Genomic DNA, 21,541 nt, shown 5'->3' on the forward strand with positions numbered 1-21,541 from the left:
CCCTATTAACGCCGACGACCGCGGGTGAGTCGGATCAGCAGCACCACGATCACGGCCACCACCGCCAGGCAGCAGAGCAGGCTCAGGAAACCGAAGAACCCGAAGCCGCGCCCCCGTCGCCGGGCGGCCTCGACAACCAGTTCCCCGGTGCCGGTCGAGGCCCACGCCGCGACCGGAACGAAGACCGCCAGCGTGACCGTACCCAGGAGCGTGCCGAGCCGCCCCCACCACTTGCCGAAGGAAGACATAGGCTCATCCTCGCGGAGACATGCAACCGCGACCGGCGAACAAGCTCCGGTCGGCGGCTGCGTCCGGCCGGAAAAGCACGAGGCCCCGGACGGATCCGGGGCCTCTGTCTTGCAGTAGCGGGGACAGGATTTGAACCTGCGACCTCTGGGTTATGAGCCCAGCGAGCTACCGAGCTGCTCCACCCCGCGTCGGTAGAACCACCCTACCGCACCCACCCGCACCGCCAGCCGCCACCCCCGCCATCGGCGCCCCAACACCCCATCCCCCGCCTTCCAGGCAGGAAGCAGCCGTCCACCGGCCGAGAACTCCGGCTGCTCCGAACGACCGGTGCGACAGTGCGGGCATGGCCGGCCCGGTGCCGGTGACCGGGCACTGGAGCTGCCGCCCGGCGGGCAGCCGCCCCCGGGGCGTCCGTCGCCACCACCGGTCGTGATGGAACAAGACAGAGGCCCCGGACGGATCCGGGGCCTCTGTCTTGCAGTAGCGGGGACAGGATTTGAACCTGCGACCTCTGGGTTATGAGCCCAGCGAGCTACCGAGCTGCTCCACCCCGCGTCGGTAGATCCACCGTAGCGCACCAACCCGGGCCGCCGCAAAACGACTCACGGAACTCTCCACGCCACACCCGCCAGCCCGTCGACGCGGCGGGTTAATAGGGGGCCCCTCCTCTACCGGAGGCGTTAAAAAGGGGCCCTTCCTTACACCTGGGGCATGTGGCGGGGCCTGCGGCGGCGACCGGAGGTCGCGGCCGCAGGCCCTGGAGGTTGGTGGGTCAGCTGGTCGGTGAAGGGCTGACCGGCGCGCCGGCCGCCTGCTGGGCCTGCTGGAACGCGGTCAACGCCTCGTCCAGCGCCTTCAACGCCCGGCCGTACCGCTCGAAGTCGCCGGACGCCTGCGCGGCCCGCACCTCGGTGATCGCCGCCCGTACCTGGTCGGCCGCCGCCCCCAGCTCGCCGGTGATCGGCGGCGCCTCGGTGGGCGACGGGGTGACCGACGGAGTGGGTGACGGGGTGGCCGCTGGCTCCTCGCCCTCACCCGGCGGCTCCTCGCCCCCGGTCGGCGGCGGGTTGCCGGCTGCCGCCCGCTTGCCCTGCTCGACGAGTTGCTTGATGCCGTCGGCCGGGTTGTCGGCCAGCACCACGAAGGAACCACCATCGCCGTACGAGAGCAGCACCTTCTGCAGCAACGGGTACGCGTCCTGCTGGTTGCTCTTCACGTAGACCGGTTCCACGTAGAGCATGCCGTTGCCGAATGGCAGCGAGAGCAGGTTGCCGTACTGCACCTGGGCCTGGTTCGAGGAGAGCAGGTTCAGCTGCTGGCGGATGTTGGCGTTGTTGGTCATCTGCTGGTGCACCTGCACCGGGCCGGAGACCCGGGTCTGGTCGGGCAGCTCCAACACCTGCAACGTCGGCTTGCCGTCGTGGTAGGAACCCGAGATCAACGCGGCCAGGTTCTGCCGGCCGTTCGGCGTGACCGCGCTGGTCAGCTGGAAGCGTGGCGCCTCCTGGCCGGGGAACTGGGTGTAGAGGTAGTACGGCGGCTGCTTCACCCCGCTGTCCGGCGCGTCCGGCACGTTCGGCACCTGCCAGAAGTCCTGGCCGGAGTAGAAGTCACCGGGGTTGGTGACGTGGAACCGGGTCAGCAGGTTGCGCTGCACCTTGAACAGGTCGGCCGGGTAGCGGAAGTGGTCGACCAGCGACGGCGGGATCTCGGCACGCGGCTTGATCAGGTCACCGCCGAACGCCTTGTTCCACGCCTTGAGCACCGGGTCGTTCTCGTCGAACTCGTAGAGGGTGACCGTGCCGTCGTACGCGTCGACGGTCGCCTTGACCGAGTTGCGGATGTAGTTGACGTTCTCCCGGGCCAGCTGGATGGTGCCCCGGCCGGTCAGCTCGTCGGTGGTCTCCTGCTGAAGGTTGACCCGTTCGGCGTACGGATAGGTGGCGGCGGTGGTGTAGCCGTCCACGATCCACTGCACCCGGCCGTCCACCACCGCCGGGTACGGGTCACCGTCGAGGGTGAGGAACGGCGCGACCTTCTCCACCCGGTCCCGCGGGTTACGCACGTAGAGCAGCTTGGAGTTGTCGTTGACCGCCTCGGAGAGCAGGAAGTTCGCCTCCTGCTCCTTGATCGCGTAGAGCAGCCGCCGGCTGAACGACCCGATCTCGACGCCGCCCTCGCCGCTGTAGGTGTAGTACGACTCGCGTCCCTCGCCGCTCTCGCCGGCCGGCCGGTCGAACTCCGCCGGGTTGGCGTCCGGGTTGGGCTTGCCGACGATGGCGTAGTCGCCGTCCTGCATCCGCTCGCCGTAGTAGATCCGGGGCTGGCTGGCCGGGATCTGGTCGGTGGGCGAGGAGCAGGACTCCTGCGCCCGCTCGCCGAGGAAGCCGGAGACGAAGTACGGCTGACCACCGCAGACCACCTGGTTGGCGGGGGCGGCCACCACCCCGTACCCGTGGGTGTAGACGGTGTGCCGGTTGATCCAGTTGCTCTGCTGGGCGGTCAGCTCGCCGTAGTTGATCTCGCGTACGCCGACCACGTAGTCCTGGGTCTTGCCGTTGACCGTGTACCGGTCGATGTCGAGCTTCGGGCCGAAGTCGTAGAAGCCGCGGACCTGTTGGAGCTGGGTGTAGGTCTGGCTGACCAGCTGCGGGTCGAGCAGCCGGGCGTTCGGCACCACCGAGGTGTCGGTGGCCAGGCTCTCCTGCGGGGTCAGGTTGTTGGCCGCGTACGCCGAGGTTTGGGCGCTTTCCAGGCCGAACGACGCGCGGGTGGCGACGATGCTGCGCTCGATGTACTTCGCCTCCTTGTCCCGGGCGCTGGGCTTGACCTCGAAGGTCTGCACCGCCCACGGGTAGATCCCGCCGATCGCCACCGCGGAGACGCCGAGCAGCGCCAGCGAGATGCCCGGCCAGACCAGGTTCCGCATCCAGGCGTTGGAGAAGACGATGATCGCGATCGCCACCACCACCGAGATGTAGGCGAGAATCTCCTTGGCCGGCAGCAGCGCGTTGATGTCGGCGTATCCGGCGCCGTAGACGCCCACGCCGTCGTTGTACTCCAGCAGCATCGACCGCCGGTCGAGCACGTACGCGACCGCCTTGAGCAGCACGAAGACCGCGACCAGCGTGCTCAGGTGGGCCCGGGCCGCGTTGCTCATCCGGTCACCGACGCCCTGTAGGCGCACCCCGCCGAAGAGGTAGTGCACGGCCAGCGAACCGAGCAGCGCCAGCACCACCGCGGTGAAGCCGAGCCCGAGCAGGAACCGCCAGAACGGCAACTGGAAGACGTAGAAGCCGACGTCGATGCCGAACTCCGGATCCGCCACGCCGAAGTCGCCGCCGTTCAGGAAGAGCAGCCACTGGTTCCAGCGGCTCTGCGCCGACAGCCCGGCGAAGAGGCCGACGATCGCGGCGGCCGCCGTGATCCACAGCCCGAGCCGGGGGCCGAGCAGCATCCGGTAGCGCTCCAACGTGGCCTGTTCCGGCGAGTGCGGCCGGTGCCGGGGGCGCAGTCTTTGGGCGAGCCAGAGGTTGCCGCCGACGATCGCCGCCATCGCGAGGGCGGCGGCCAGGAAGAGCAGCAGCCGGGTGACGAGCACCCCCCGGAAGACCGCCGTGTAGTCGACCTCGGAGAACCACAGCCAGTCCGTCCAGGCCTGCACCCCCCAACCGAGCAGGGTGAACAGAACGAACACCCCGATCAGGACCCCGATCGTGACGCGTCCGCGTCGGCTCATCCTCGGCAGGGGGCTGCTGCTACGCATTACCACTGTTGGCTCCGCACGTCGACTTGATCGGCTCCGACCAGGCACCCAGAGTACGGGGTGTTCCTGAATGCGGGCAGCCGGGCGGTCGCGGCACGGGTCAGCAGTGGGTCGGCTCCCCTCCGGAACGCAGCGTCTCCAGGGCGGTCAGCGCCTCGTCGAGCGAGCCCACCTTCACCAGCGGCAGGTCCGGCTGCCGGTTACGCATCGCCTCGGCGCAGTTGGCCGCCGGCACCAGGAAGACGGTTGCGCCGGCCTGCTTCGCCCCGACCAGTTTCTGCGGGATGCCGCCGATCGGGCCGACCTGACCCGAGTCGTCGATGGTGCCGGTGCCCGCGATGATCCGACCGCCGGTGAGGTCCTCCGGGGTCAGCTTGTCGATGATGCCCAGGGCGAACATCAGACCCGCGCTGGGGCCGCCGATGTCCTTCAGGTCGAAGGAGAGGGTGAACGGGTGCGGCTGTTGCTGCTCGATCTCGATGCCGACGCGGGGTCGACCGTCCTGCTCGCGGCTGGTGATCGTGTCGGTGCGGGCGACGCCGTCGCGGGTGTAGCCGATCCGCAGCGCGGTGCCTGCCGGCTTCGCCCGGATCAGCTCGGTCAGCCGGGAGGCCAGCGGCACCGGCTCCCCGTCCACCGAGGTCACCACGTCGCCCGGGCGGAGCACCCCGGCCGCCGGGCCGTCGGCGGCCACCGCCTTCACCACCACCTGCACCTCGTACCCCAGTTTCCGCAACGCGGCGGTCTCCGCGCTGGTCTGCGAGACCTGGAAGTCCTCGGCGTTGCGCTGTTCGACCTGCTCCTGGGTCTCCCCCGGCGGGTAGACCAGCTCGCGCGGCACCACCGCCTGGTCGTCCGAGAGCCAGCCCTGGATGGCCGAGCGCAGCTTCACGGTGGGCTGCACGCCCACCGTGGTCAGCCGCAGCTGACCGGCGGAGGTGGAGGTCTCCCGACCGGTGACCTGGATCACCTCCTTGCCGTCCTCCCGCCCGACCGTGTCGACGGTCGGACCGGGACCGAGCACCACGTACGGGATGGGCGCGCCGAGCACTCCGAGGCTGAGCAGAGCGGTGAGCAGAGCACCCAGCAGGACGGTCAGGCCGCGACGTCTCATGCGGCAGAGCGTACCGAGCGGGACGACGACTCCCGGGCGGCACGACGACGACTTCGCCCTCAGCGCAACGGCGGCAACGGCCAGCCGGGGCACGGCCGGCGTTCATTCGCTCCGCGGCACCGCCAACGTTCCTGGACACCGCGCCAGCGGCGCGGAGGCCGAACTATGGCCGTCGGCGTACCGTAGAGGCCGTGCCTGATATTCCGTTCGGTTTCGCGCTACCGGGTGGGCAGCCGCCCGACCCCAACGACCCCGCGCAGATGCAGCAGTTCATGTCGCAGCTGCAACACCTGCTCGCCGCGCCGGGCAGCGGGCCGGTCAACTGGGACCTGGCCCGCCAGGTGGCGGCCAGCCAGCTCGCCGCGGCCGGCGATCCGGCGGTGTCGCCGTACGAACGCAACGCGGTCGAGGAGGCGCTACGCATCGCCGACCTCTGGCTGGAGCCGGCCTCCGCGCTGCCCTCGGGCATCCGGAACACGGTGGCCTGGAACCGCAACGAGTGGATCTTCAAGACGCTCGACGTCTGGCGCAAGCTCTGCGATCCGGTGGCCAGCCGGATGGTCGGCGCGATGGGCGACCTGGTGCCGCCGGAGGCGCGCGCCCAGCTCGGCCCGATGCAGTCGATGGTGGCGACCTTGGGCGGCGCACTCTTCGGCGGCCAGCTCGGCCAGGCGCTCGGCTCGCTCGCCGCGGAGGTGCTCTCCGCCGGCGACATCGGCCTGCCGCTCGGCCCGGCCGGCACGGCCGCGCTGATCCCGGCCAACATCAAGGCGTACGGCGAGGGCCTGGAGCTGCCCGAGGACGAGGTACGCCTCTACGTGGCCCTGCGCGAGGCGGCGCACCAGCGGCTCTTCGAGCACGTGCCGTGGTTGCGCGGGCACGTGCTCAACGCCGTGGAGACGTACGCCGCCGGCATCCGGGTCAACCGGGAGGCGATCGAGGAGGCGATGGGCCGGGTCGATCCGACCGACCCGGAGTCGATGCAGGCGATCGCCCTGGAGGGCATCTTCACCCCGGAGGACAGCCCGGCGCAGAAGGCGTCGCTGGCCCGGCTGGAGACCGCCCTCGCCCTGGTCGAGGGCTGGGTCTGCCACGTGGTGGACGGTGCCGCCGCGGGCCGGCTGCCGAACGTGGTCTCCCTGGGCGAGGCGTTCCGCCGTCGCCGGGCGGCCGGCGGGCCGGCGGAGCAGACCTTCGCCGCGCTGGTCGGGCTGGAACTGCGGCCCCGCCGGCTGCGCGAGGCCGCCGCGCTCTGGGCGGCGCTCACCAAGCACCGGGGCATCGCCGGCCGGGACGCGCTGTGGGGGCACCCCGACCTGCTGCCCTCCGACGACGACTTCGCCGACCCGGTGGCCTTCGCCATGGCCGATGTCGACCTGATGACCGAGCTGGAGAACTTCGACTTTTCCGCACCGGGCGGCCCGGAGGAGAAGGCGCCGGGCGAGCCAGACCGCCGCGACGACACCGACGACGGCGAAAACCGCACCTGATCGACCGGCTCACCCGCCGCCCCCGGTCCGCGCCCCCCGGTCCGCGCCGGCCGGGTCGGCGCCGGCCGGAGGCCGGGTCCGGCGGTGGGCGGCGTGAAGATCACGCTCGATCCGGGATCGGGTGGTCTCGCGGGGGCGAGGAGGCCACTCGATCCGGGATCGAGCGGGTCACGCGCCGCGTCGGCCGGTGCCGGAGAGTAGGGCCCGGGTGTTGTCCCAGCCGTCCAGGGCCGGGTCGAGCCGGGCCAGGTCCGCCGGGCCACGCAGCCGGTGCCAGGACGGCGTCACCGCCAGATCACCCGGGCGGGGCGCCGCCGCGCGCACGGTCGCCGGCATCGCGGCTGCCATGTCCAGCGCCGGCAGCCACGACGGTACGGGCAGCCGGGCCGCCACCCCCAGCAGGCCGGGCAGGCTGCCCTCGACCGGCGCGACCGCGACCGGTCGGCTGGTCAGCGGGCGCAGCAGCTTGCCGACGGTGAGCCCGGGCAGGTCGGGAGCGTCCCCCGCGATCACCGCCGCCTGCTCGTAGCCCCCGTCCTGCTCGTAGCTCCCGTCGCGGTCACCGGTCAGCGCGGCGAACACGGCGTTCGGGGTCGGCTCGGGCACCTCGTACACGGTGGTGCCCGGCCAGATCACCGCATCGGCCAGCCAACGGTCCGCCGGTGTCACGGCCACCGCGGTGTCCACCTCGTTGAGCATCGCGAGCAGATCGACCACGTCTTCGGCAAGTGCCGTACGCCAGTCCACGGGTTCGACGCCGGGCGGCGCCCAGGCAACCGGCGCGAGCAGCGCCACCACCACACGTCGGGCCATCCCCCGACCCTACGCCGCCGCAAATCCCAGGTTCCGATCCATCCACCCCACCCTCCCCCGCTGGGGAGGTGTCGGGCCGGAAGGTGGCCGGCTCACACGTTGGTCAAGTGGCGGTGGTCAGAGGGCGGGGGTGACGGCTGCCACGCCTTCCAGGTAGCCGCGGGCGCGTTCGGTCTTCGGGTAGCGGCCGACCAGGGCCCAGAACGCGGCGTTGTGACTCGGCACGATGAGATGGGCCAGCTCGTGCAGCAGGACGTAGTCGATCACCCAGTCCGGCATGTCCTGGATGCGGTGCGACAACCGGATCGAGCGGTCCGCCGGGGTACAGGAGCCCCATCGGCCGTTCTGGTTGTCCACCCATCGGACGCTGGCCGGCAGGGCCTGGTCACCGTACTCGGCCAGATAGAGCTTGATCAGCCGGCCGGACCGGGCCAACAGCTCCTCGTCGGAGCGGACCAGGCGCCCCTCCCGGGCGGCGAGCCGGGCGAGCATCCGATCGACCCACTCGCTCTCCTCGGCCCGGGAGAACTGGTCCGGGATGAGAACGACGACCCGTTCACCGTCGCGGTAGGCGGACACCGTCCGTCGCCGGCGCTGGCTGCGCCGTACCTCGACGACCGGCTTCCGCGCCCCAGCCATCAGTGGACCGCGCAGCCTCGGTTTGCTGTCACGCTGGCAAGCTAATGCCCTGTGACCAGGGGTCCGCAAGAGTCAACCCACCGACACGCGTCCGGAAAATGGGGATTGGTCGCCAGGAGTCCCGAAAATTTTCTTGCCGGGCCGGCGGGAGACGTCACGGTCACCCTTCGTGGTGGTGGACGAGGTGTCACACCGACGCCGCCGACCACGGTAGATGATCATCGTGTCCGGCCCGACAGCGGGGTCCGATCCCCGACTCCGGGGCGCTACCAGCGAATTTGCGGGCCCCCGGTCGGCGTGTCCCCGCCAAACTGACTGATCTGACCCAATTCGCCGTGCACACTCTCGACGTCGCCTTGCTCACAGTGGCAACGCGCAGCTGACATGGAACCGCCCACACCTGGGTAGGGTCCGCCAACCAGTGGTCACGTGGGTGGCCGCCGGAAAAGACCCAGCGCCGGACGCCGTACGCGGTCGGCCGCCGGGAACCCCGCCGGACCGGTATCGACCGGCGGACGAGACGAGGAGGCACACCGTGGCCGACCAGGCCCAGACCTACAACGGTTACTGCGTCAAGTGCAAGGAGAAGCGGGACTTCGAGGGCCGCGTCGAGGTCTCGAAGACCGGCATGAACATGGCCAAGGGCAAGTGTCCGGTGTGCGGCACAACAGTGAACCGCATCCTGGGCAAGGCGAAGGTCTGACGTACGCGTACCACGAACGGGGGTGGCCGGTGGCCGCCCCCGTTCACGCTCTCCGGTCACTGTCGGGCGTCCGACTCAGTTACTCGCCAGTTGTGGATATCTCGTCGAATCCTGTGGACAGCCCTGGATCTGAAGCTGCCCACCTGTGGACAACGATCGACGGACAGCAGGGAAACGGTCACTATTCGTACCCATGCAGCTCTCCACCGAGCGCCCGCCGTCGCCCCGCCCCACCCTGCTGCCCGGGCTCAGCCGGCTCTGGCGTGACCGGCACACCCTCCAACTCGGGCTCGGCCCGGAGCGGGCCATTCTGGTCGAGGTGGCGGACCCACGGGCCGCCCGATTGCTCGACCTGCTCGACGGCACCCGCAGCGAACGGCAGGTGCTGACCGGGGCAGGAGTCCGTCCGGAGCACGCCCGCGCCCTGCTCGACGCGCTGCGTACCGCCGGCCTGGTGGTGCCGGCGCACACGCTCCTGCCCCGGGAACTGGCCGGGCCTGGACGGGCCCGGCTCGCCGCGGAGGCCGACGCGCTGGCGCTGGCCGCCGCCCGACTACCGGGGACCCCGGCCCAGGTGCTCCGGCGCCGCCTGGCCGCCCGGGTGACGGTCACCGGCGGCGGCCCGCTCGGTGCCGCCATCGCCGTCGCCCTGGCCCAGTCCGGGGTCGGGCACGTCCATCCCGACCTGCCCGGCCCGGTCCGCCCGGTCGACCTCGTCGGCACCGGCATCGCGGCCGGCGAGATCGGTCGCCCGCTCGACCGGGCGGTTCGGGCGGACGTGGAGCGCGCGGCGCCCGGCACCCGCACCGGCCCGCTGCGCCGGCACCGGCCCGACCTGGTGATCCAGCTCGGCACCGACCGACCGGCCGCGCTGCTGGCCGCCGGTTACGGCCAACGGCGGCAGCCCCACCTGCTGGTCGACGTCCGGGAGGGCGTCCCGGTGGTCGGTCCGCTGGTCCGCCCGCCGGCCGGTCCCTGCCTGCGCTGCCTCGACCTGCACCGCGCCGACCGGGACCCCGACTGGCCGACGCTCGCCGCCCAGCTCGCCAGCGTCCCGGCCGCACCGACCTGCGCGGCGAGCACCCTTCTCGCGGCCACCGGGTACGCCGTGGCCGAGGCGCTGGGCCAGCTGGACGGCGGCACCCCGGAGAGCCTCGGTGGCGCGATCGAGGTGGCGGCGGCGGGCCACGTCCGGCGCCGTCACTGGCCGCCGCACCCCGGCTGTGACTGCGGCGCGTACGGCGGAGCCGGACGTCAACCCCGGCCGCACGGCAGCAGCGGGCACGCCGGTTCGGTAACAATGACCAAGTGACCGACATCCCGCGCCGGGCCGTGTCCCGGACCGCCAAGCTCGCCGCTCTGCCGCTCGGCTTCGCCGGCCGGACCGTCCTCGGCATGGGAAAGCGCGTCACCGGGCTCGCCTCCGACGTGATCTCGGCGGAGATCCAGCAGCGCACCGCCGAGCAGCTGTTCAGCGTCCTCGGCCAGCTCAAGGGCGGGGCGATGAAGTTCGGTCAGGCGCTGTCGGTCTTCGAGGCGGCGCTGCCGGAGGAGATCGCCGCGCCCTACCGGCAGGCCCTCACCAAGCTCCAGGAGGCCGCGCCGCCGCTGCCGGTGGCGAGCGTGCACAAGGTCCTGACCGAGCAGTTGGGCCCGAGCTGGCGGGACCGGTTCGTGACCTTCGACGACTCGCCGGCCGCCGCGGCCAGCATCGGCCAGGTGCACCGCGCGGTGTGGCGGATGCCGGACGGCAGCGGCCGGGACGCGGCTGTCAAGATCCAGTACCCGGGTGCCGGCGACGCCCTGCTCGCCGACCTCAAGCAGCTCTCCCGGCTCGGCGGCATGTTCCGGGCCATCCAGCCCGGGCTGGACGTCAAGCCGCTCCTGGCCGAGCTGCGGGAAAGGATCACCGAGGAGCTGGACTACGAGCTGGAAGCGGAGTCGCAGCGGGCCTTCGCCGCCGCGTACGCCGACGACCCGGAGATCTACGTGCCGGCGGTCTTCTCCGCCTCGCCGCGAGTCCTGATCACCGAATGGGTCGAGGGCACTCCGCTGGCCGACATCATCCGAGAGGGCACCGAGGAGTTGCGGAACGAGGCGGGCCGGCTGATGGCCACCCTGCACCTCTCCGCCCCGGCCCGGGCCGGGCTGCTGCACGCCGACCCGCACCCGGGCAACTTCCGGCTGCTGTCCGACGGCCGGCTCGGCGTGATCGACTTCGGCGCCGTGGCCCGGATGCCCGAGGGGACGCCGGAACCGATCGGCCGCATCGCCGGGCTGGCCCTGCGCGGGGACGCCGATGAGGTGGTCGCCGGACTGCGGGCCGAGGGGTTCGTCAGCTCCGAAGAGCCGATCGACGCCCGCGCGCTGCTGGACTTCCTGCGGCCGATGCTGGAACCGATCGCCGCCGAGGAGTTCCGGTTCACCCGGGCCTGGCTGCGCGCCGAGGCCACCCGGTTGGCGAGCCCACGCTCACCCGCGTACCAACTCAGCCGGCAGCTCAACCTGCCGCCGTCGTACCTGCTCATCCACCGGGTGACGCTCGGGTCGATCGGCGTGCTGTGCCAGTTGGAGGCCCGGGCACCGTACCGCGGCATCCTGGAACGCTGGCTGCCCGGCTTCGCCCCGGTCGCCTGACGGCGCTTCATGTCGGCAAAGCGTTAATAAGGGCCCCCTGTAGTACGCGAGGCGTTAACAGGGGGCCCTTCCTTCACAGAGCGCCCAGTTCGCGGGCCGAGCGGGCGCGGCCGGCCATGGCGACGGTACGGGCGGATCGGGTTGCCTCAGTGCTCGTGGTGATACGACCGGCCTGAGGCCGGAGCATTCGAGCCCTCGACAACGCTTCGTGGAGTAGTTGCATCTCGGCGACTCCGTTCAGCAGGTGCAGCATGGTGATCAGCTTTCTCTCGGCCGGTTCGGCACCGGGGGGTTGGTCCGGATCGGGAACATGTCAGGCAGCCAGCCGGACGGCGCTGCGCGACGTGGCAAGGCCGTTGGCCGCCAGCCGCGCCTCGGCCTCGACCCGCAGCGCGGCGTCGCGGGCGAGGTCCTCCTTGCGCGGACGGCCACGGGGCCGCTTACGCGGGACGACCGCGCCACGCTCGAAGATCTCGCCACCCCAGACGCCCCAGGGCTCGGCCCGCTCGGCCGCCCCGGCGAGGCACTCGACGCGCAGCGGGCAGTCCCCGCAGAGCGACTTGGCGAGTTCCAGGTCGGTGGGCGAGTCGGAGAACCACAGGTCGGGGTCGAACTTCCGGCAGGGCAGGTTCGCCTCCGTCTCGACGCTCAGGTCGAGCGGAGCCAACGCCAGACTCATCGCCCGGTCACCTCTCTCTCACTTCGATCTCGTGGATCGCTGTTCGGACGCACTTTGGCGGTGCAAAAAACTAAGGCCGCGGATCCCGGTATGCGGGTTCCGCGGCCTCAAGGTGAGCCGGTGGTCTGAGGGTCAGACCGGTCTACCTCGAGGTGGAACACCGCGGAGATCCATCCGCTTGTTGGCGCCATCGACGCCCTTGCCCGTGAAGCCACTGATCCCCTGGTCCCCATTCGGCGTCGGTGCGAGGATCAGCTCGGCCTGAACCTCGACCCGGTGCGCCTGCGGAGCCCACGGTCGCGCGGCGGCGACGGTAACCCGACCGGCCGACAGCGGAGCCCCGGCGACAGTCAGGGCAGCCGACAGCGGAGCGACGGCAACGGGCAGCGCCGCCGGACGCTGGTTGACGTAGCTCTCCACTGGTGCCACCTCCCTGACGTTCACTCGTAATCGACTCGGACACAGACCCCGTGAGCAGCCCGAACAGGGCCCCTTGCGAGGTGCGTCCTGAGGCTATGCCGGTCGGTGGGGCGAGGGCAAACGAATTAACGGCCAGATTCAGAAAGTTTTCTGCGGGCAGATCTCGTCGACCGCCACGCCCCCCACCAGCGCCAGCACCGCCTCCCCGTACAGGCCCAACTTGCGCGGCCCGATGCCGGCGATGGCGACGAGTTCCTCGGCCCGCGCCGGCCGCCGTTCGGCGAGCGCGACCAGCGTGGCGTCGGTGAAGACGACGTAGGCGGGCACCTTCTGCGCCCCCGCCACCCGCGACCGCCACTCGCGCAGCCGCTCGTGCAGCTCGTCGTCGATGTCCGACGGGCAGGTGGGGCAGCGGCCGAGCTTGCGGTCCGGCCCGGCGAGCAGGGTCGCCCCGCAGATCCGGCAGGAGACGATCCGGTTGGCGCGCCGCTGCGCGCCGGGTGCCGCCGGACGGCCGCCGGTGGCCCGTTCCGCCCCGCCGATGGGTGCCAGCTGCGGCAGGAACCGGCACGGCCGCCGGGCCCGCCCACCCGGCGAGCGCGCCGAGGCGTACGACAGCCAGAGCCACTGGCGGGCCCGGGTGATGCCGACGTAGAGCAGCCGGCGCTCCTCCTCGACCTGCTCGGCGGTGCGCGCGTACGTGGTGGGCAGGGTGCCCTCGGCGAGGCCGACCAGGAACACCGCATCCCACTCCAGCCCCTTCGCGGAGTGCAGGGAGGCCAGGGTCACCCCCTCCACCGTCGGCGCGTGCTGCTGCGCCGCCCGTCGGGCCAGCTCGTCGGTGAAGTCGGCCAGGGTCACCGGGCGCTCGACCGTGGCGGCCACCCCGAGGGGCATCAGGTCGGGAGTGGCCGCGTACTCCTCGGCGAGCTGGACCAGCGCGGCCAGCGCCTCCCAACGTTCCCGGGCGGCACCGCCCGGCGGGGGCGCGTCGGGTGCCCACCCGACGGCGGCGAGCGCCTCCATCACGGCCGCCGGCAACGGGGTCTCGCCGGGGATGGATCGGGTGGCCGCGCGCAACGCCACCATCGCCTGGCGCACCTCGGCCCGCTCGAAGAACCGCTCGGCCCCCTGCACGACGTACGGCACGCCCGCCTCGGCGAGCGCCTTTTCGTACGCCTCGGACTGCGCGTTCGTGCGGAACAGCACGGCGATCTCGCGGGCCGGCGTACCGGCGTCGACCAGGGCGCGACAGCGGGCGGCGACCGCGTTCGCCTCGGCCGGCTCGTCGGTGAAGATCCGCCGCTCCGGCTCGGGGCCGGGCGGACGCTGGCCGACCAGTTCCAGGCGCAGCCGCGACTCGGTGCCCCGGGCCTGCGAGATGACCGCGTTGGCCAGCCCGACCACCTGCGGGGTGGACCGGTAGTCGCGGACCAGCCGGACCACCGTTGCGCCGCGGTTCCGACGCGGAAAGTCGACCAGGTACGACGAGGTCGCCCCGGTGAACGAGTAGATGGTCTGGCTGGCGTCGCCGACCACGGTCACGTCGTCCCGGCCGCCCAGCCAGGCGTCCAGCAGCCGCTGCTGCAACGGGTTGACGTCCTGGTACTCGTCGACGACGAAGTGCCGGTACTGGTTGCGGACCTGCTCGCCGACGTCCGGGTGCTCCTCGATCCCCCAGACCGCGGCACGGAGCACGTCCTCGAAGTCGATCACGCCACCGGTCCGCTTGAGCTTCTCGTACCCGGCGAAGACCTCGGCGACCTTCGCCGGCTCGTGCGGGGTCTCGCGCAGCGCCTTGGCCGCGGCCACCACGTACTCCCCCGGCTCGACCAGGGACGACTTGGCCCACTCGATCTCACCGGCGAGGTCCCGGGCGGCCGTCCGGTCGGCCCGCAGGCCGGCCCGGGCGGCGGCGAGGGTGACCAGGCGGACCTTGCTGTCCAGCAGCTCCGGCATGGCCCGCCCGTCGAGCAGCCGGGGTGCGAAGTAGCGCACCTGGCGCAGCGCCGCCGCGTGGAAGGTACGCGCCTGCACCCCGGTCACGCCGAGCTGCGCGAGCCGGTGGCGCAGCTCGGCGGCGGCCCGGGCGGTGAAGGTGACCGCGAGCACGTGCCGGGCGGAGATCTCGCCGGTCAGCGACCGGTGCGCGATCCGGGACGTCACCGCCCGGGTCTTGCCGGTGCCGGCACCGGCCAGCACGCAGACCGGCCCGGCCGGTGCAGTCACCGCCGAGCGCTGCTCCGGATCGAGCCCGGCGAGCACGCGTTCGGACGCGGAGTTGACCATCACAACGGGGAATTGTCTCAGCTGCCCGGGACGTTACAGCGGATAGCCTGGGTTTGATCGGCAAGCAGCCGGTCGCGACGTTGGAGGATCTGACCATGCTGACGATGTATTCCACCCCCTGGTGCGGCTACTGCCACCGGCTGAAGTCGCAGCTCGACCGGGAGGGCATCGCCTACCAGGTGGTCGACATCGAGCAGGATCCGGCAGCCGCGGAGTTCGTGATGAGCGTCAACGGCGGCAACCAGACCGTCCCCACGTTGCGCTTCGCCGACGGCAGCGCGCTGACCAACCCGTCGATCAACCAGGTCAAGCAACACCTGGCAAGCATCGCCGCCTGATGCCAGACAATGCCCCCAGCTCTCGCTGGGGGCATTGTGGCGTTGGCCCCGTGCTCGCGGAGTCAGTCGGCCGCGCGATGCGGCCCACCAGCGTCCAGGTGGGTGGCGCTTGGCGAACCCGACGAATGCCAGCCAGGCGGCGGTCCCACGCCAGCGTCGATGGTCCTGCGCAGTTTGCTGACGGCAGAAGCCAGGTCAGCCCACGGGAAAAGCCCGGCAGCGGGCGGCCCCATGTTCGGGGTTGGTAGGGGAAAGCGATCCGGGTCGAAGAGCAGATCGACTCCCCAGGACCGGAGCGCCTGCACACTGGCACGAAAAGCCGGGTGACGGGCGAGGGCCACGTTCGGCGTGGGGACCGCGATGATGGGAAGCGGCAGGCCGATTGCCTCGTTCAGCATGCCGAGTGCGAGCGTGTCACTTGCTCCCGATGCCATCTTGTTGATGGTGTTGAACGTCGCCGGAGCAATCACGTAGGCATCAGGCAACGGCAGCGCATCTGGCTCGTCCGGCTGCTTGTAGTCGTAGCGGACCTGATAGCCGGTGATGGCCGCGAGCGCGTCAAGGTCCATGAACTTCACGGCGGACGGCGTGGCGATGACGCACACGTGCCATCCGTCAGCTTGCGCGTGAGTCACGAAGCTCGGTAGGTCGGCGGCCGGACGTCCGCCGCACGCCACGACGTAGAGCACAGGTTGACCAGCGATTGGCATACCGCTCCATCACTCGATCGATGACCTGGGCCTCGTGGCCCCAGGCCCAATTGCTGACGTATCGTCATGCCATGGTTGCGGAGCGGCATGAATCCGGCACCGCGTTGGACCACATCGGAGTACGGGTCCGCCGTTGGCGACTCAAGCGTAATCTCAGCCAGCGCCTGCTTGCGGATCTGGCGGGGCTGAGTCAGGGGTATATCGCGCAGATAGAGGCCGGAACGGCCCCACTTGACAAACGCAGCACACAGCTGGCCTTGAGCAAAGCGCTGCAAGTTTCCTTGGCTGACCTGACCGGGCAGCCCTATGACCCGACGACGTTGGAGCATGGGACCGCCGCACGGCACCTTCCCGCGCTAAGGGCGGCGATCGCAGAGCTGGCGTACGGTCCAACCAATGCTCCGGAGGACAGCCCGTCAGACATCGCGGCTACCGTGAACACGATCACTGAACTACACAACGCCTGCCGTTACGACCATCTTCTAGCCGCCCTCCCGAGGTTGCTCTTGACGCTGGGCGGCAAGCGGAACGATCCGGTGTCGGTCCGGCGCCTGGTCTGGGTGACGTATGCCGCGACGTTCGCGGCGAAGTATCTCGGACATTCCGATCTTGCGATGTTGTCTGCCCAACAGTGTTGGGCGGTCGCGGCGCTGCTGACAGACGAACCGGAGTGGTTGGGGATGGCGGAGTTCGCCGTCGTCCACACCCTGCCCGCCGAGTCAGGAGCGCTGCCCTTGCAGCGCGCCGTAAAAGCGATCGATCTTCTGGAGATGGCTGCTGATCATCCCCGCGCCGGGCAGGTACCTGAGGCCAGGGCAGTCGATGCTCCTGCCGAGAGGCTGGGTGCACAACCCCTTCAACGCGGCAGATCGCCCCAGCCTGCACCTGACCTTCGCCATCCGCGAGCGCACACCCTACTGGATCGCCGAGAAACTGGCCGGCGGCGTGATCGGAGAACTGGCTTTCCGGCAGATCCTCCTACCTGGCGACATTCACGGGGACGCCCTGTCCGGCATCATCGCGGACACCCGCGACGCGCTGGTCGCGTACCTCCAGAGCCTCGACGTTCGTCGGATGGCCGAGACGCTGCGCCGCCTCGCGCGGACCGAGCTGGAGTACACGACGTAGCTTCGTTTCGTGTACAAGGGAACCGTTCGTGGTGGGTACATCTGTTGTCGCCATAGGCGCAACAGATGTACCCAACCATGCCGCCGGGGAGCGGTCAGCGGCCCGGGTTACGGGCGAGGGTGCTGACCTTGACGTTGCGGTCTTCGGGGGCCGGGCGCGGCGCCGGGACGCGGAAACGCCCCGATGGGCCGGTCGGCGGGCTCAGCTGCCGGCCGCGCCAGAGGTAGGCGCCGGCGAGCAGGGTGGCGACGCCGACCAACGCGAAGACCAACCGGTAGTCGAGCACGCCGACGACCAGGGCACCCACGCCGATCGAGAACGCCTGCGGGCACCTGATCGCGGCCTCGGCGGCGGCGGCGACCCGGCCGGTCAGCTCGGGCGGGGTCCGTCGCTGGATCAGCGTGTGCAGCCCGACCAGGGTCAGCGGCAGCGAGACGCCCGCCATCAGCACCGCGGCGAAGCCGAGCCAGAGATTCGGGTACGCCAGTGCCAGCGCGGCGGGTCCGAAGAACGCTACCCCGGCGGCGAGGGTGCCCAGCTCGCCCACCCGACGCAGCACCGCCGCCGAGCACAGCCCGCCGACCAGCCCGCCGATGCCCTGCACGGTGACGAGTACGCCGACGAACGCCGCGTCCCGGCCCAGCCCCCGGTCGACGTAGGCGAAGATCAGCGACTCGGTGAAGCCCATCACCAGCGAGCCGAGCCCGTAGCCGACCAACGCCCGACGCAACGCCGGTTCACTGGCGAGGTGGCGGAGCCCGGCGACCAGCTCGACCGGCCAGCGCCCCACCCGTGTGCCGCCACCGACAGCGCGGGCCGGAAGCGCGCCGATCGGAGGCGCGTCGGCCGGTTGGGCCGGGGTGTCGGCCACCCGCAGCGTGCCGACCACGGCGGCGGCGAGCACGAAACCGGCCATCCCGACGGCGGCCAGCATCCAGCCGCCGAGGGCCGCGTAGAGCCCGGCGCCGGCCAGCGGGCCGATCAGCCGCAGCCCCTGACGGACCGTCTGGAGTACGCCGTTGGCCTCACCGAGCAGATCGGACGGGACCAGCTCCCGGATCAGTCGGCTGAGTACCGCGCCGACGGTGAGGTTCGACAGGCCGTAGAGGGCGGCCACGCCGTAGATGATCCACATGTGGCCCGCGTCGCGGACCGCGAAGAGCGGGGTGAGCAGCAGCGCCGTGGTGAGGTTGGTCGCCACGAAGAGGGGCCGCCGTGGATACCGGTCGACGAACCAGCCGACCAGCGGCGCGAGCATCCGCGGAGCGAGGATCACGAAGATGGTGGCGCCGGCCAGGCCGTCCGATCCGGTCAGGTCCTTCACCCAGATGGCGAGCGCCAGCAGCAGGATCGACTCGGCGGTCATGCTGGCCAGCAGTCCGCCGAAGAGCAGGCGGAAGTCCGGGCGACTCAGGACGGTGCGCATTGGTCCCTCCGGGGGGGGTGGCGCGACTCGGGCGCGGCAGACAGCTCGGCCGGGGTCCGGCGACGCAGGTCGTGGCATCTCCGTCCGGTGTCAGGTGTCCGCATTTCTGATGACACGCCCCTCGCCGGTACCTCCGGCGCCGGTCGCGACGTCCATACTGACCGTGGGGGGCGAGTTTCATACAGTTACCGTCGTGTTCACGGCGGTCGACGGAAAAGAGGACACCGTGCCTCCTGCCGCACCCAGCCCGATCCTGCGACGTCGCCGGCTCGGCGTCGAACTGCGCCGGTTGCGCGAGACCGCCCACCTCACCGGGGACCAGGTCATCGACCACCTCGGCTGGGCCTCCGCATCCAAGTTGTCCCGGCTGGAGAACGGTCGCAGCCGGCCGGACCCGCAGGACGTCCGCAAACTGCTCGATCTCTACCACGCCGACGAGGCGCTCCGGGTGGAGCTGCTCGGCTTCACGCACGAGGCCGGCGACATACGCGGCTGGCTGAAAAGCTATCCGGCGATGACGCAGCAGCAGCGTGGCTTCGCCGAACTGGAGGCGGGCTGTGCCGAGATCTCCGAGTACAACCCGGTGCTGGTGCCGGGGCTGTTGCAGACCACCGGGTACGCCCGGGTACGGATCTCCTCGGCCCGGCTGGTCGACCAGGAGGCCGGCGGTCCGGAGGTCGAGGAGGACATCGAGACCGAGATCAAGGCCCGGCTGGCGAGGCAGTCGCTGCTCCTTCGGGAGACCGATGCGCCGCGGTACACGGCCGTGCTGGAGGAGACCGCGCTCGGCCACCGGGCCGGCCCGCCCAAGGTGCTCGGGGAGCAGTTGGCGCAGCTGTGCGAGCTGGCCATGCTGCCGAACGTGACGCTGCACGTGCTGCCCCGGGACACCCCGATCGGCCGGTGGTACTTACCACCGACCGCCTTCTCGCTCTACCGGTTCGCCGACCCGCTCGATCCGGAGACGCTGGCCATCGAAGGCGGCTTCACCGACGTCATGTCGACCGAGGCAATCGCCCTAAATCGCTATAAAGTGGTGTTCGAGTGGCTATGCACGGCGGCGCTCTCCGCAACGGACACCCTCTCCTGGCTGATGGAGTCGTCGGGGCGGCTGTCCGGGGCGGTGATCCCGTCCACTGTGGTGAATGGCCCGGCAACGGCGCCGGTCCAGCGCCGCGGGTACTCCGGGCGCCTGACGGAGCGGTGACCGACCGGGAGCCGACGTCGGGACGTGTGCGCCACTCGTCCCATCGGTTCGGTTCACACTCAGGAGCGCAACGATGAACGAGATCCGCAACACGCCGTCCGTCCTCGCCCAGCTGGCGCATGCCCCCTGGCGCACCAGCACGCGCAGCCAGACCTCCAACTGCGTCGAGGTCGCGCCACTGCGTACCGGCCCCGCCGCGATGGCACTGCGGGACAGCAAGGACCGCGGCGGCCCGGTGCTGCTGTTCAACCGGGCCGGCTGGTTGGGCTTCATCTCCGGTGCGAAGGACGGACAGTTCGACCGGAACTAGCGTCCCGACGCCTCGCGGGGCCGCCGGCAACTGCCGGCGGCCCCGTCGTCGTCCATCCCCGACAACCCCGGTGACCAGGGGTCGGATGATCGGTCGGGCCTGCGAACAAATGGGCGCGTTTGACTTGCTGGGATGCCGGCCGGGCGTACGATGGCGGCGTAGTGACATGGAACTTCCACCGTTCCACCCGTCGCGGCACATCCGGAGACCCACATGCGGTTCCTGATCGTTCGCACCGACATCCGCTCCGCCGCCGAGACCGACATCACGGCCGCCTGGGCCTGTGGTCACCGGCTGCGGGACGAGACCACCCGGCCCGAGCCGCGCCGCCAGGTCGTCCACGCCGAGGACCGCGACGCCGCGCTGCTGCTCGCCCGGGCGATCGCCACGGTCGGCGCCGTACGCTCCGGCAAGCAGCGGGTCAAGGTGCTGCCACTCGACGATCCGGGGCACGGTCGGGCCCGCCCGGACGCGCCCGACACCTGACCCACCCGACGTCCGTCGTGGTCGACCGGCTCCCCCGCCGTGTTCCTGCCCAGCCGACCACGACGGGCCCGTGTCCCCGGCCCGTGTCCGCCGCGGCAACGACGGTCACGGGTCGGGGCCGCACCCCGATCAGCAGTGCCCGTCGAACCAGCGGTGGATCAGGAACAACGCGATCGACGACGGCGGGGGCAGCAACAGCCGGGCATCATCGCCCACGTCGACCGCCCGGCCCGCCAGCGCCAAGCCGATCTCCTGCCGGGAGAACCAGCGGGCGTGGGCGATCTCGACGGGGTCGACCCGCAGCGGATGCGCCGGGTCGGCGGTGGCCAGGAAGCCGAGCATCAGCGAGCCGGGAAACGGCCACGCCTGGCTGCCCGCGTACGCGATGTCGGCCACCGGGACGCCGACCTCCTCGCGTACCTCCCGGAGCACCGCGGCCTCGGCCGACTCCCCCGGCTCCACGTACCCGGCCAGGCAGGAGAAGCGGCGTCGACCCTCGGCGCTGGGCCAGGTGGCGTTGTTGCCCAGCAGGCACCGCCCGTCGACGCCGTCGACGCCGTCGTGCACGAGCACGATCATCGCCGGATCGGTACGCGGCCACACCCGCTCGCCTCCGGCGTCCACCCGGGACCAGCCGGCCTCGTCCGTACGGGTCGGCGCGCCGGTGATCGGGTGGTAGAGGTGGCGCAGGTGCCAGTTGGTCAGGGCCAGCGCCGTGGTGAACAGCCCCGCGTCCCGGTCGCCGAGCAGGTGCCCGATCTCCCGCAGGTGGGCCGGGCGGGTCTCCGGCACCGCCGCCAGCGTGGTGTGCACGCAGAAGACCGGCACCCCGTCCGGTTCCACACCGAGGAACATCGCCTCGGTGGCCAGCGCCGGCGGCAGGCCGTCCGCCTCCACCAACACCAGCGCCGGCACCGGGGTGTCGGTACGCACCAGGGCCCGTCCGCCGGCCTCGACGTCGAGCACCAGCACCCGCGCCCCGGCCCATGCCTGCGCCAACCACCCCGGATCGGTACGCCGATGCGCCGCCCGATCCAGCGTCGACCGCGCCAACGGCGGGGTGATCTCCCCCCGCTCGCTCATGCCGGCGCTCCGCCGCGCCGCGTACCGCCAGGAGGCACCGCACCGGTGATCCGC

Annotated in this window: 20 protein-coding genes, 2 tRNA genes and 1 pseudogene; 10 read left to right on the top strand and 13 right to left on the bottom strand. The window is 71.3% G+C overall.

All coding sequences use genetic code 11. The annotated features are described in order from the left end of the window. Nucleotides 1–5: 5 nt before the first annotated feature. The 5 genes from ACQPYA_RS26520 to ACQPYA_RS26540 all read right to left on the bottom strand — a co-directional run bounded on the left by ACQPYA_RS26520 (nucleotide 6) and on the right by ACQPYA_RS26540 (nucleotide 5,129). Nucleotides 6–248 (bottom strand): hypothetical protein, encoded by a 243-nt coding sequence (locus ACQPYA_RS26520; protein WP_433529777.1) that lies wholly within the window; start codon nucleotides 246–248, stop codon nucleotides 6–8. A gap of 115 nt (nucleotides 249–363) precedes the next feature. Continuing rightward, nucleotides 364–437, bottom strand: a tRNA-Met gene (locus tag ACQPYA_RS26525). A gap of 293 nt (nucleotides 438–730) precedes the next feature. Further along, nucleotides 731–804: transfer RNA gene (locus ACQPYA_RS26530), tRNA-Met, on the bottom strand. Nucleotides 805–1,021: 217 nt separating this feature from the next. Further along, nucleotides 1,022–4,015, bottom strand: a complete 2,994-nt coding sequence (locus ACQPYA_RS26535) for a UPF0182 family membrane protein (protein ID WP_433529778.1) — start codon at nucleotides 4,013–4,015, stop codon at nucleotides 1,022–1,024. 100 nt (nucleotides 4,016–4,115) lie between these two features. After that, nucleotides 4,116–5,129 carry a YlbL family protein gene (locus tag ACQPYA_RS26540; RefSeq protein WP_433529779.1) on the bottom strand — a complete coding sequence of 338 codons (1,014 nt, stop codon included), beginning with the start codon at nucleotides 5,127–5,129 and terminating at the stop codon, nucleotides 4,116–4,118. 260 nt (nucleotides 5,130–5,389) lie between these two features. Between ACQPYA_RS26540 and ACQPYA_RS26545 the strand changes: the two genes are divergently transcribed. Next, nucleotides 5,390–6,619, top strand: a complete 1,230-nt coding sequence (locus tag ACQPYA_RS26545; protein ID WP_433533636.1) for a zinc-dependent metalloprotease — start codon at nucleotides 5,390–5,392, stop codon at nucleotides 6,617–6,619. 168 nt (nucleotides 6,620–6,787) lie between these two features. Here ACQPYA_RS26545 and ACQPYA_RS26550 read toward each other — a convergent pair whose 3' ends face one another. Both ACQPYA_RS26550 and ACQPYA_RS26555 read right to left on the bottom strand, forming a co-directional pair. Beyond that, on the bottom strand, nucleotides 6,788–7,432 hold the full coding sequence (locus ACQPYA_RS26550) for a hypothetical protein (protein ID WP_433529780.1): 645 nt from the start codon (nucleotides 7,430–7,432) through the stop codon (nucleotides 6,788–6,790). Nucleotides 7,433–7,549: 117 nt separating this feature from the next. Further along, nucleotides 7,550–8,071, bottom strand: a complete 522-nt coding sequence (locus ACQPYA_RS26555) for a M48 metallopeptidase family protein (RefSeq protein ID WP_433529781.1) — start codon at nucleotides 8,069–8,071, stop codon at nucleotides 7,550–7,552. A gap of 535 nt (nucleotides 8,072–8,606) precedes the next feature. Between ACQPYA_RS26555 and ACQPYA_RS26560 the strand changes: the two genes are divergently transcribed. From ACQPYA_RS26560 to ACQPYA_RS26570, 3 genes are all read left to right on the top strand, one after another. Beyond that, nucleotides 8,607–8,774, top strand: coding sequence for a DUF5679 domain-containing protein (locus ACQPYA_RS26560; RefSeq protein ID WP_012014940.1), 168 nt, complete (start codon nucleotides 8,607–8,609; stop codon nucleotides 8,772–8,774). A gap of 193 nt (nucleotides 8,775–8,967) precedes the next feature. Then, on the top strand, nucleotides 8,968–10,086 hold the full coding sequence (locus ACQPYA_RS26565; RefSeq protein ID WP_433529782.1) for a TOMM precursor leader peptide-binding protein: 1,119 nt from the start codon (nucleotides 8,968–8,970) through the stop codon (nucleotides 10,084–10,086). Continuing rightward, nucleotides 10,083–11,411, top strand: coding sequence for an ABC1 kinase family protein (locus ACQPYA_RS26570; protein WP_433529783.1), 1,329 nt, complete (start codon nucleotides 10,083–10,085; stop codon nucleotides 11,409–11,411). Before ACQPYA_RS26565 ends, ACQPYA_RS26570 begins: the two co-directional genes overlap by 4 nt. Nucleotides 11,412–11,724: 313 nt before the next feature. On the opposite strand, the gene ACQPYA_RS26575 is transcribed toward ACQPYA_RS26570, so the two are convergent. The 3 genes from ACQPYA_RS26575 to ACQPYA_RS26585 all read right to left on the bottom strand — a co-directional run bounded on the left by ACQPYA_RS26575 (nucleotide 11,725) and on the right by ACQPYA_RS26585 (nucleotide 14,802). Continuing rightward, nucleotides 11,725–12,090 carry a WhiB family transcriptional regulator gene (locus ACQPYA_RS26575; RefSeq protein ID WP_433529784.1) on the bottom strand — a complete coding sequence of 122 codons (366 nt, stop codon included), beginning with the start codon at nucleotides 12,088–12,090 and terminating at the stop codon, nucleotides 11,725–11,727. 132 nt (nucleotides 12,091–12,222) lie between these two features. Continuing rightward, nucleotides 12,223–12,510, bottom strand: a complete 288-nt coding sequence (locus tag ACQPYA_RS26580; RefSeq protein WP_433529785.1) for a hypothetical protein — start codon at nucleotides 12,508–12,510, stop codon at nucleotides 12,223–12,225. Nucleotides 12,511–12,648: 138 nt separating this feature from the next. Then, entirely contained in the window at nucleotides 12,649–14,802 is a 2,154-nt protein-coding gene (locus ACQPYA_RS26585) for an ATP-dependent DNA helicase UvrD2 (protein WP_433529786.1), read from the bottom strand. Nucleotides 14,803–14,894: 92 nt separating this feature from the next. On the opposite strand from ACQPYA_RS26585, the gene ACQPYA_RS26590 reads away from it, so the two are divergent. After that, the gene (locus tag ACQPYA_RS26590; protein ID WP_433529787.1) at nucleotides 14,895–15,137 is read left to right on the top strand and encodes a mycoredoxin; all 243 of its coding nucleotides are present in this window, start codon (nucleotides 14,895–14,897) and stop codon (nucleotides 15,135–15,137) included. A 62-nt stretch (nucleotides 15,138–15,199) separates the two neighbouring features. On the opposite strand, the gene ACQPYA_RS26595 is transcribed toward ACQPYA_RS26590, so the two are convergent. Then, nucleotides 15,200–15,847, bottom strand: a complete 648-nt coding sequence (locus tag ACQPYA_RS26595; protein WP_433529788.1) for a flavoprotein — start codon at nucleotides 15,845–15,847, stop codon at nucleotides 15,200–15,202. A gap of 71 nt (nucleotides 15,848–15,918) precedes the next feature. On the opposite strand from ACQPYA_RS26595, the pseudogene ACQPYA_RS26600 reads away from it, so the two are divergent. Continuing rightward, nucleotides 15,919–16,077: pseudogene (locus ACQPYA_RS26600) on the top strand (helix-turn-helix domain-containing protein); the annotation flags it as partial. A gap of 592 nt (nucleotides 16,078–16,669) precedes the next feature. Continuing rightward, nucleotides 16,670–16,975: a hypothetical protein gene (locus ACQPYA_RS26605; RefSeq protein ID WP_433533724.1), complete on the top strand. Its 306-nt coding sequence runs from the start codon at nucleotides 16,670–16,672 to the stop codon at nucleotides 16,973–16,975. A 94-nt stretch (nucleotides 16,976–17,069) separates the two neighbouring features. Here the strand turns inward: ACQPYA_RS26605 and ACQPYA_RS26610 are convergent, their stop codons facing one another. Then, nucleotides 17,070–18,401: an MFS transporter gene (locus ACQPYA_RS26610; protein WP_433529789.1), complete on the bottom strand. Its 1,332-nt coding sequence runs from the start codon at nucleotides 18,399–18,401 to the stop codon at nucleotides 17,070–17,072. A 226-nt stretch (nucleotides 18,402–18,627) separates the two neighbouring features. Between ACQPYA_RS26610 and ACQPYA_RS26615 the strand changes: the two genes are divergently transcribed. The 3 genes from ACQPYA_RS26615 (at nucleotide 18,628) to ACQPYA_RS26625 (ending at nucleotide 20,404) form a co-directional block, all read left to right on the top strand. Then, a complete protein-coding gene (locus ACQPYA_RS26615; protein ID WP_433533637.1) occupies nucleotides 18,628–19,608 on the top strand; it encodes a helix-turn-helix domain-containing protein in 981 nt (326 codons plus the stop codon). Between the two features lie 73 nt (nucleotides 19,609–19,681). Next, on the top strand, nucleotides 19,682–19,918 hold the full coding sequence (locus tag ACQPYA_RS26620) for a DUF397 domain-containing protein (RefSeq protein ID WP_433529790.1): 237 nt from the start codon (nucleotides 19,682–19,684) through the stop codon (nucleotides 19,916–19,918). Between the two features lie 213 nt (nucleotides 19,919–20,131). Next, a complete protein-coding gene (locus tag ACQPYA_RS26625; protein WP_433529791.1) occupies nucleotides 20,132–20,404 on the top strand; it encodes a hypothetical protein in 273 nt (90 codons plus the stop codon). 129 nt (nucleotides 20,405–20,533) lie between these two features. Here the strand turns inward: ACQPYA_RS26625 and nudC are convergent, their stop codons facing one another. After that, complete coding sequence (gene nudC / locus ACQPYA_RS26630) at nucleotides 20,534–21,487, bottom strand: NAD(+) diphosphatase (RefSeq protein WP_433529792.1); 954 nt, start codon at nucleotides 21,485–21,487, stop codon at nucleotides 20,534–20,536. Nucleotides 21,488–21,541 lie beyond the last annotated feature (54 nt).

Origin of the sequence: Micromonospora sp. CA-263727 (genome assembly GCF_050942455.1) — a bacterium.
In the GTDB taxonomy this organism is placed as follows: Bacteria; Actinomycetota; Actinomycetes; order Mycobacteriales; family Micromonosporaceae; genus Micromonospora.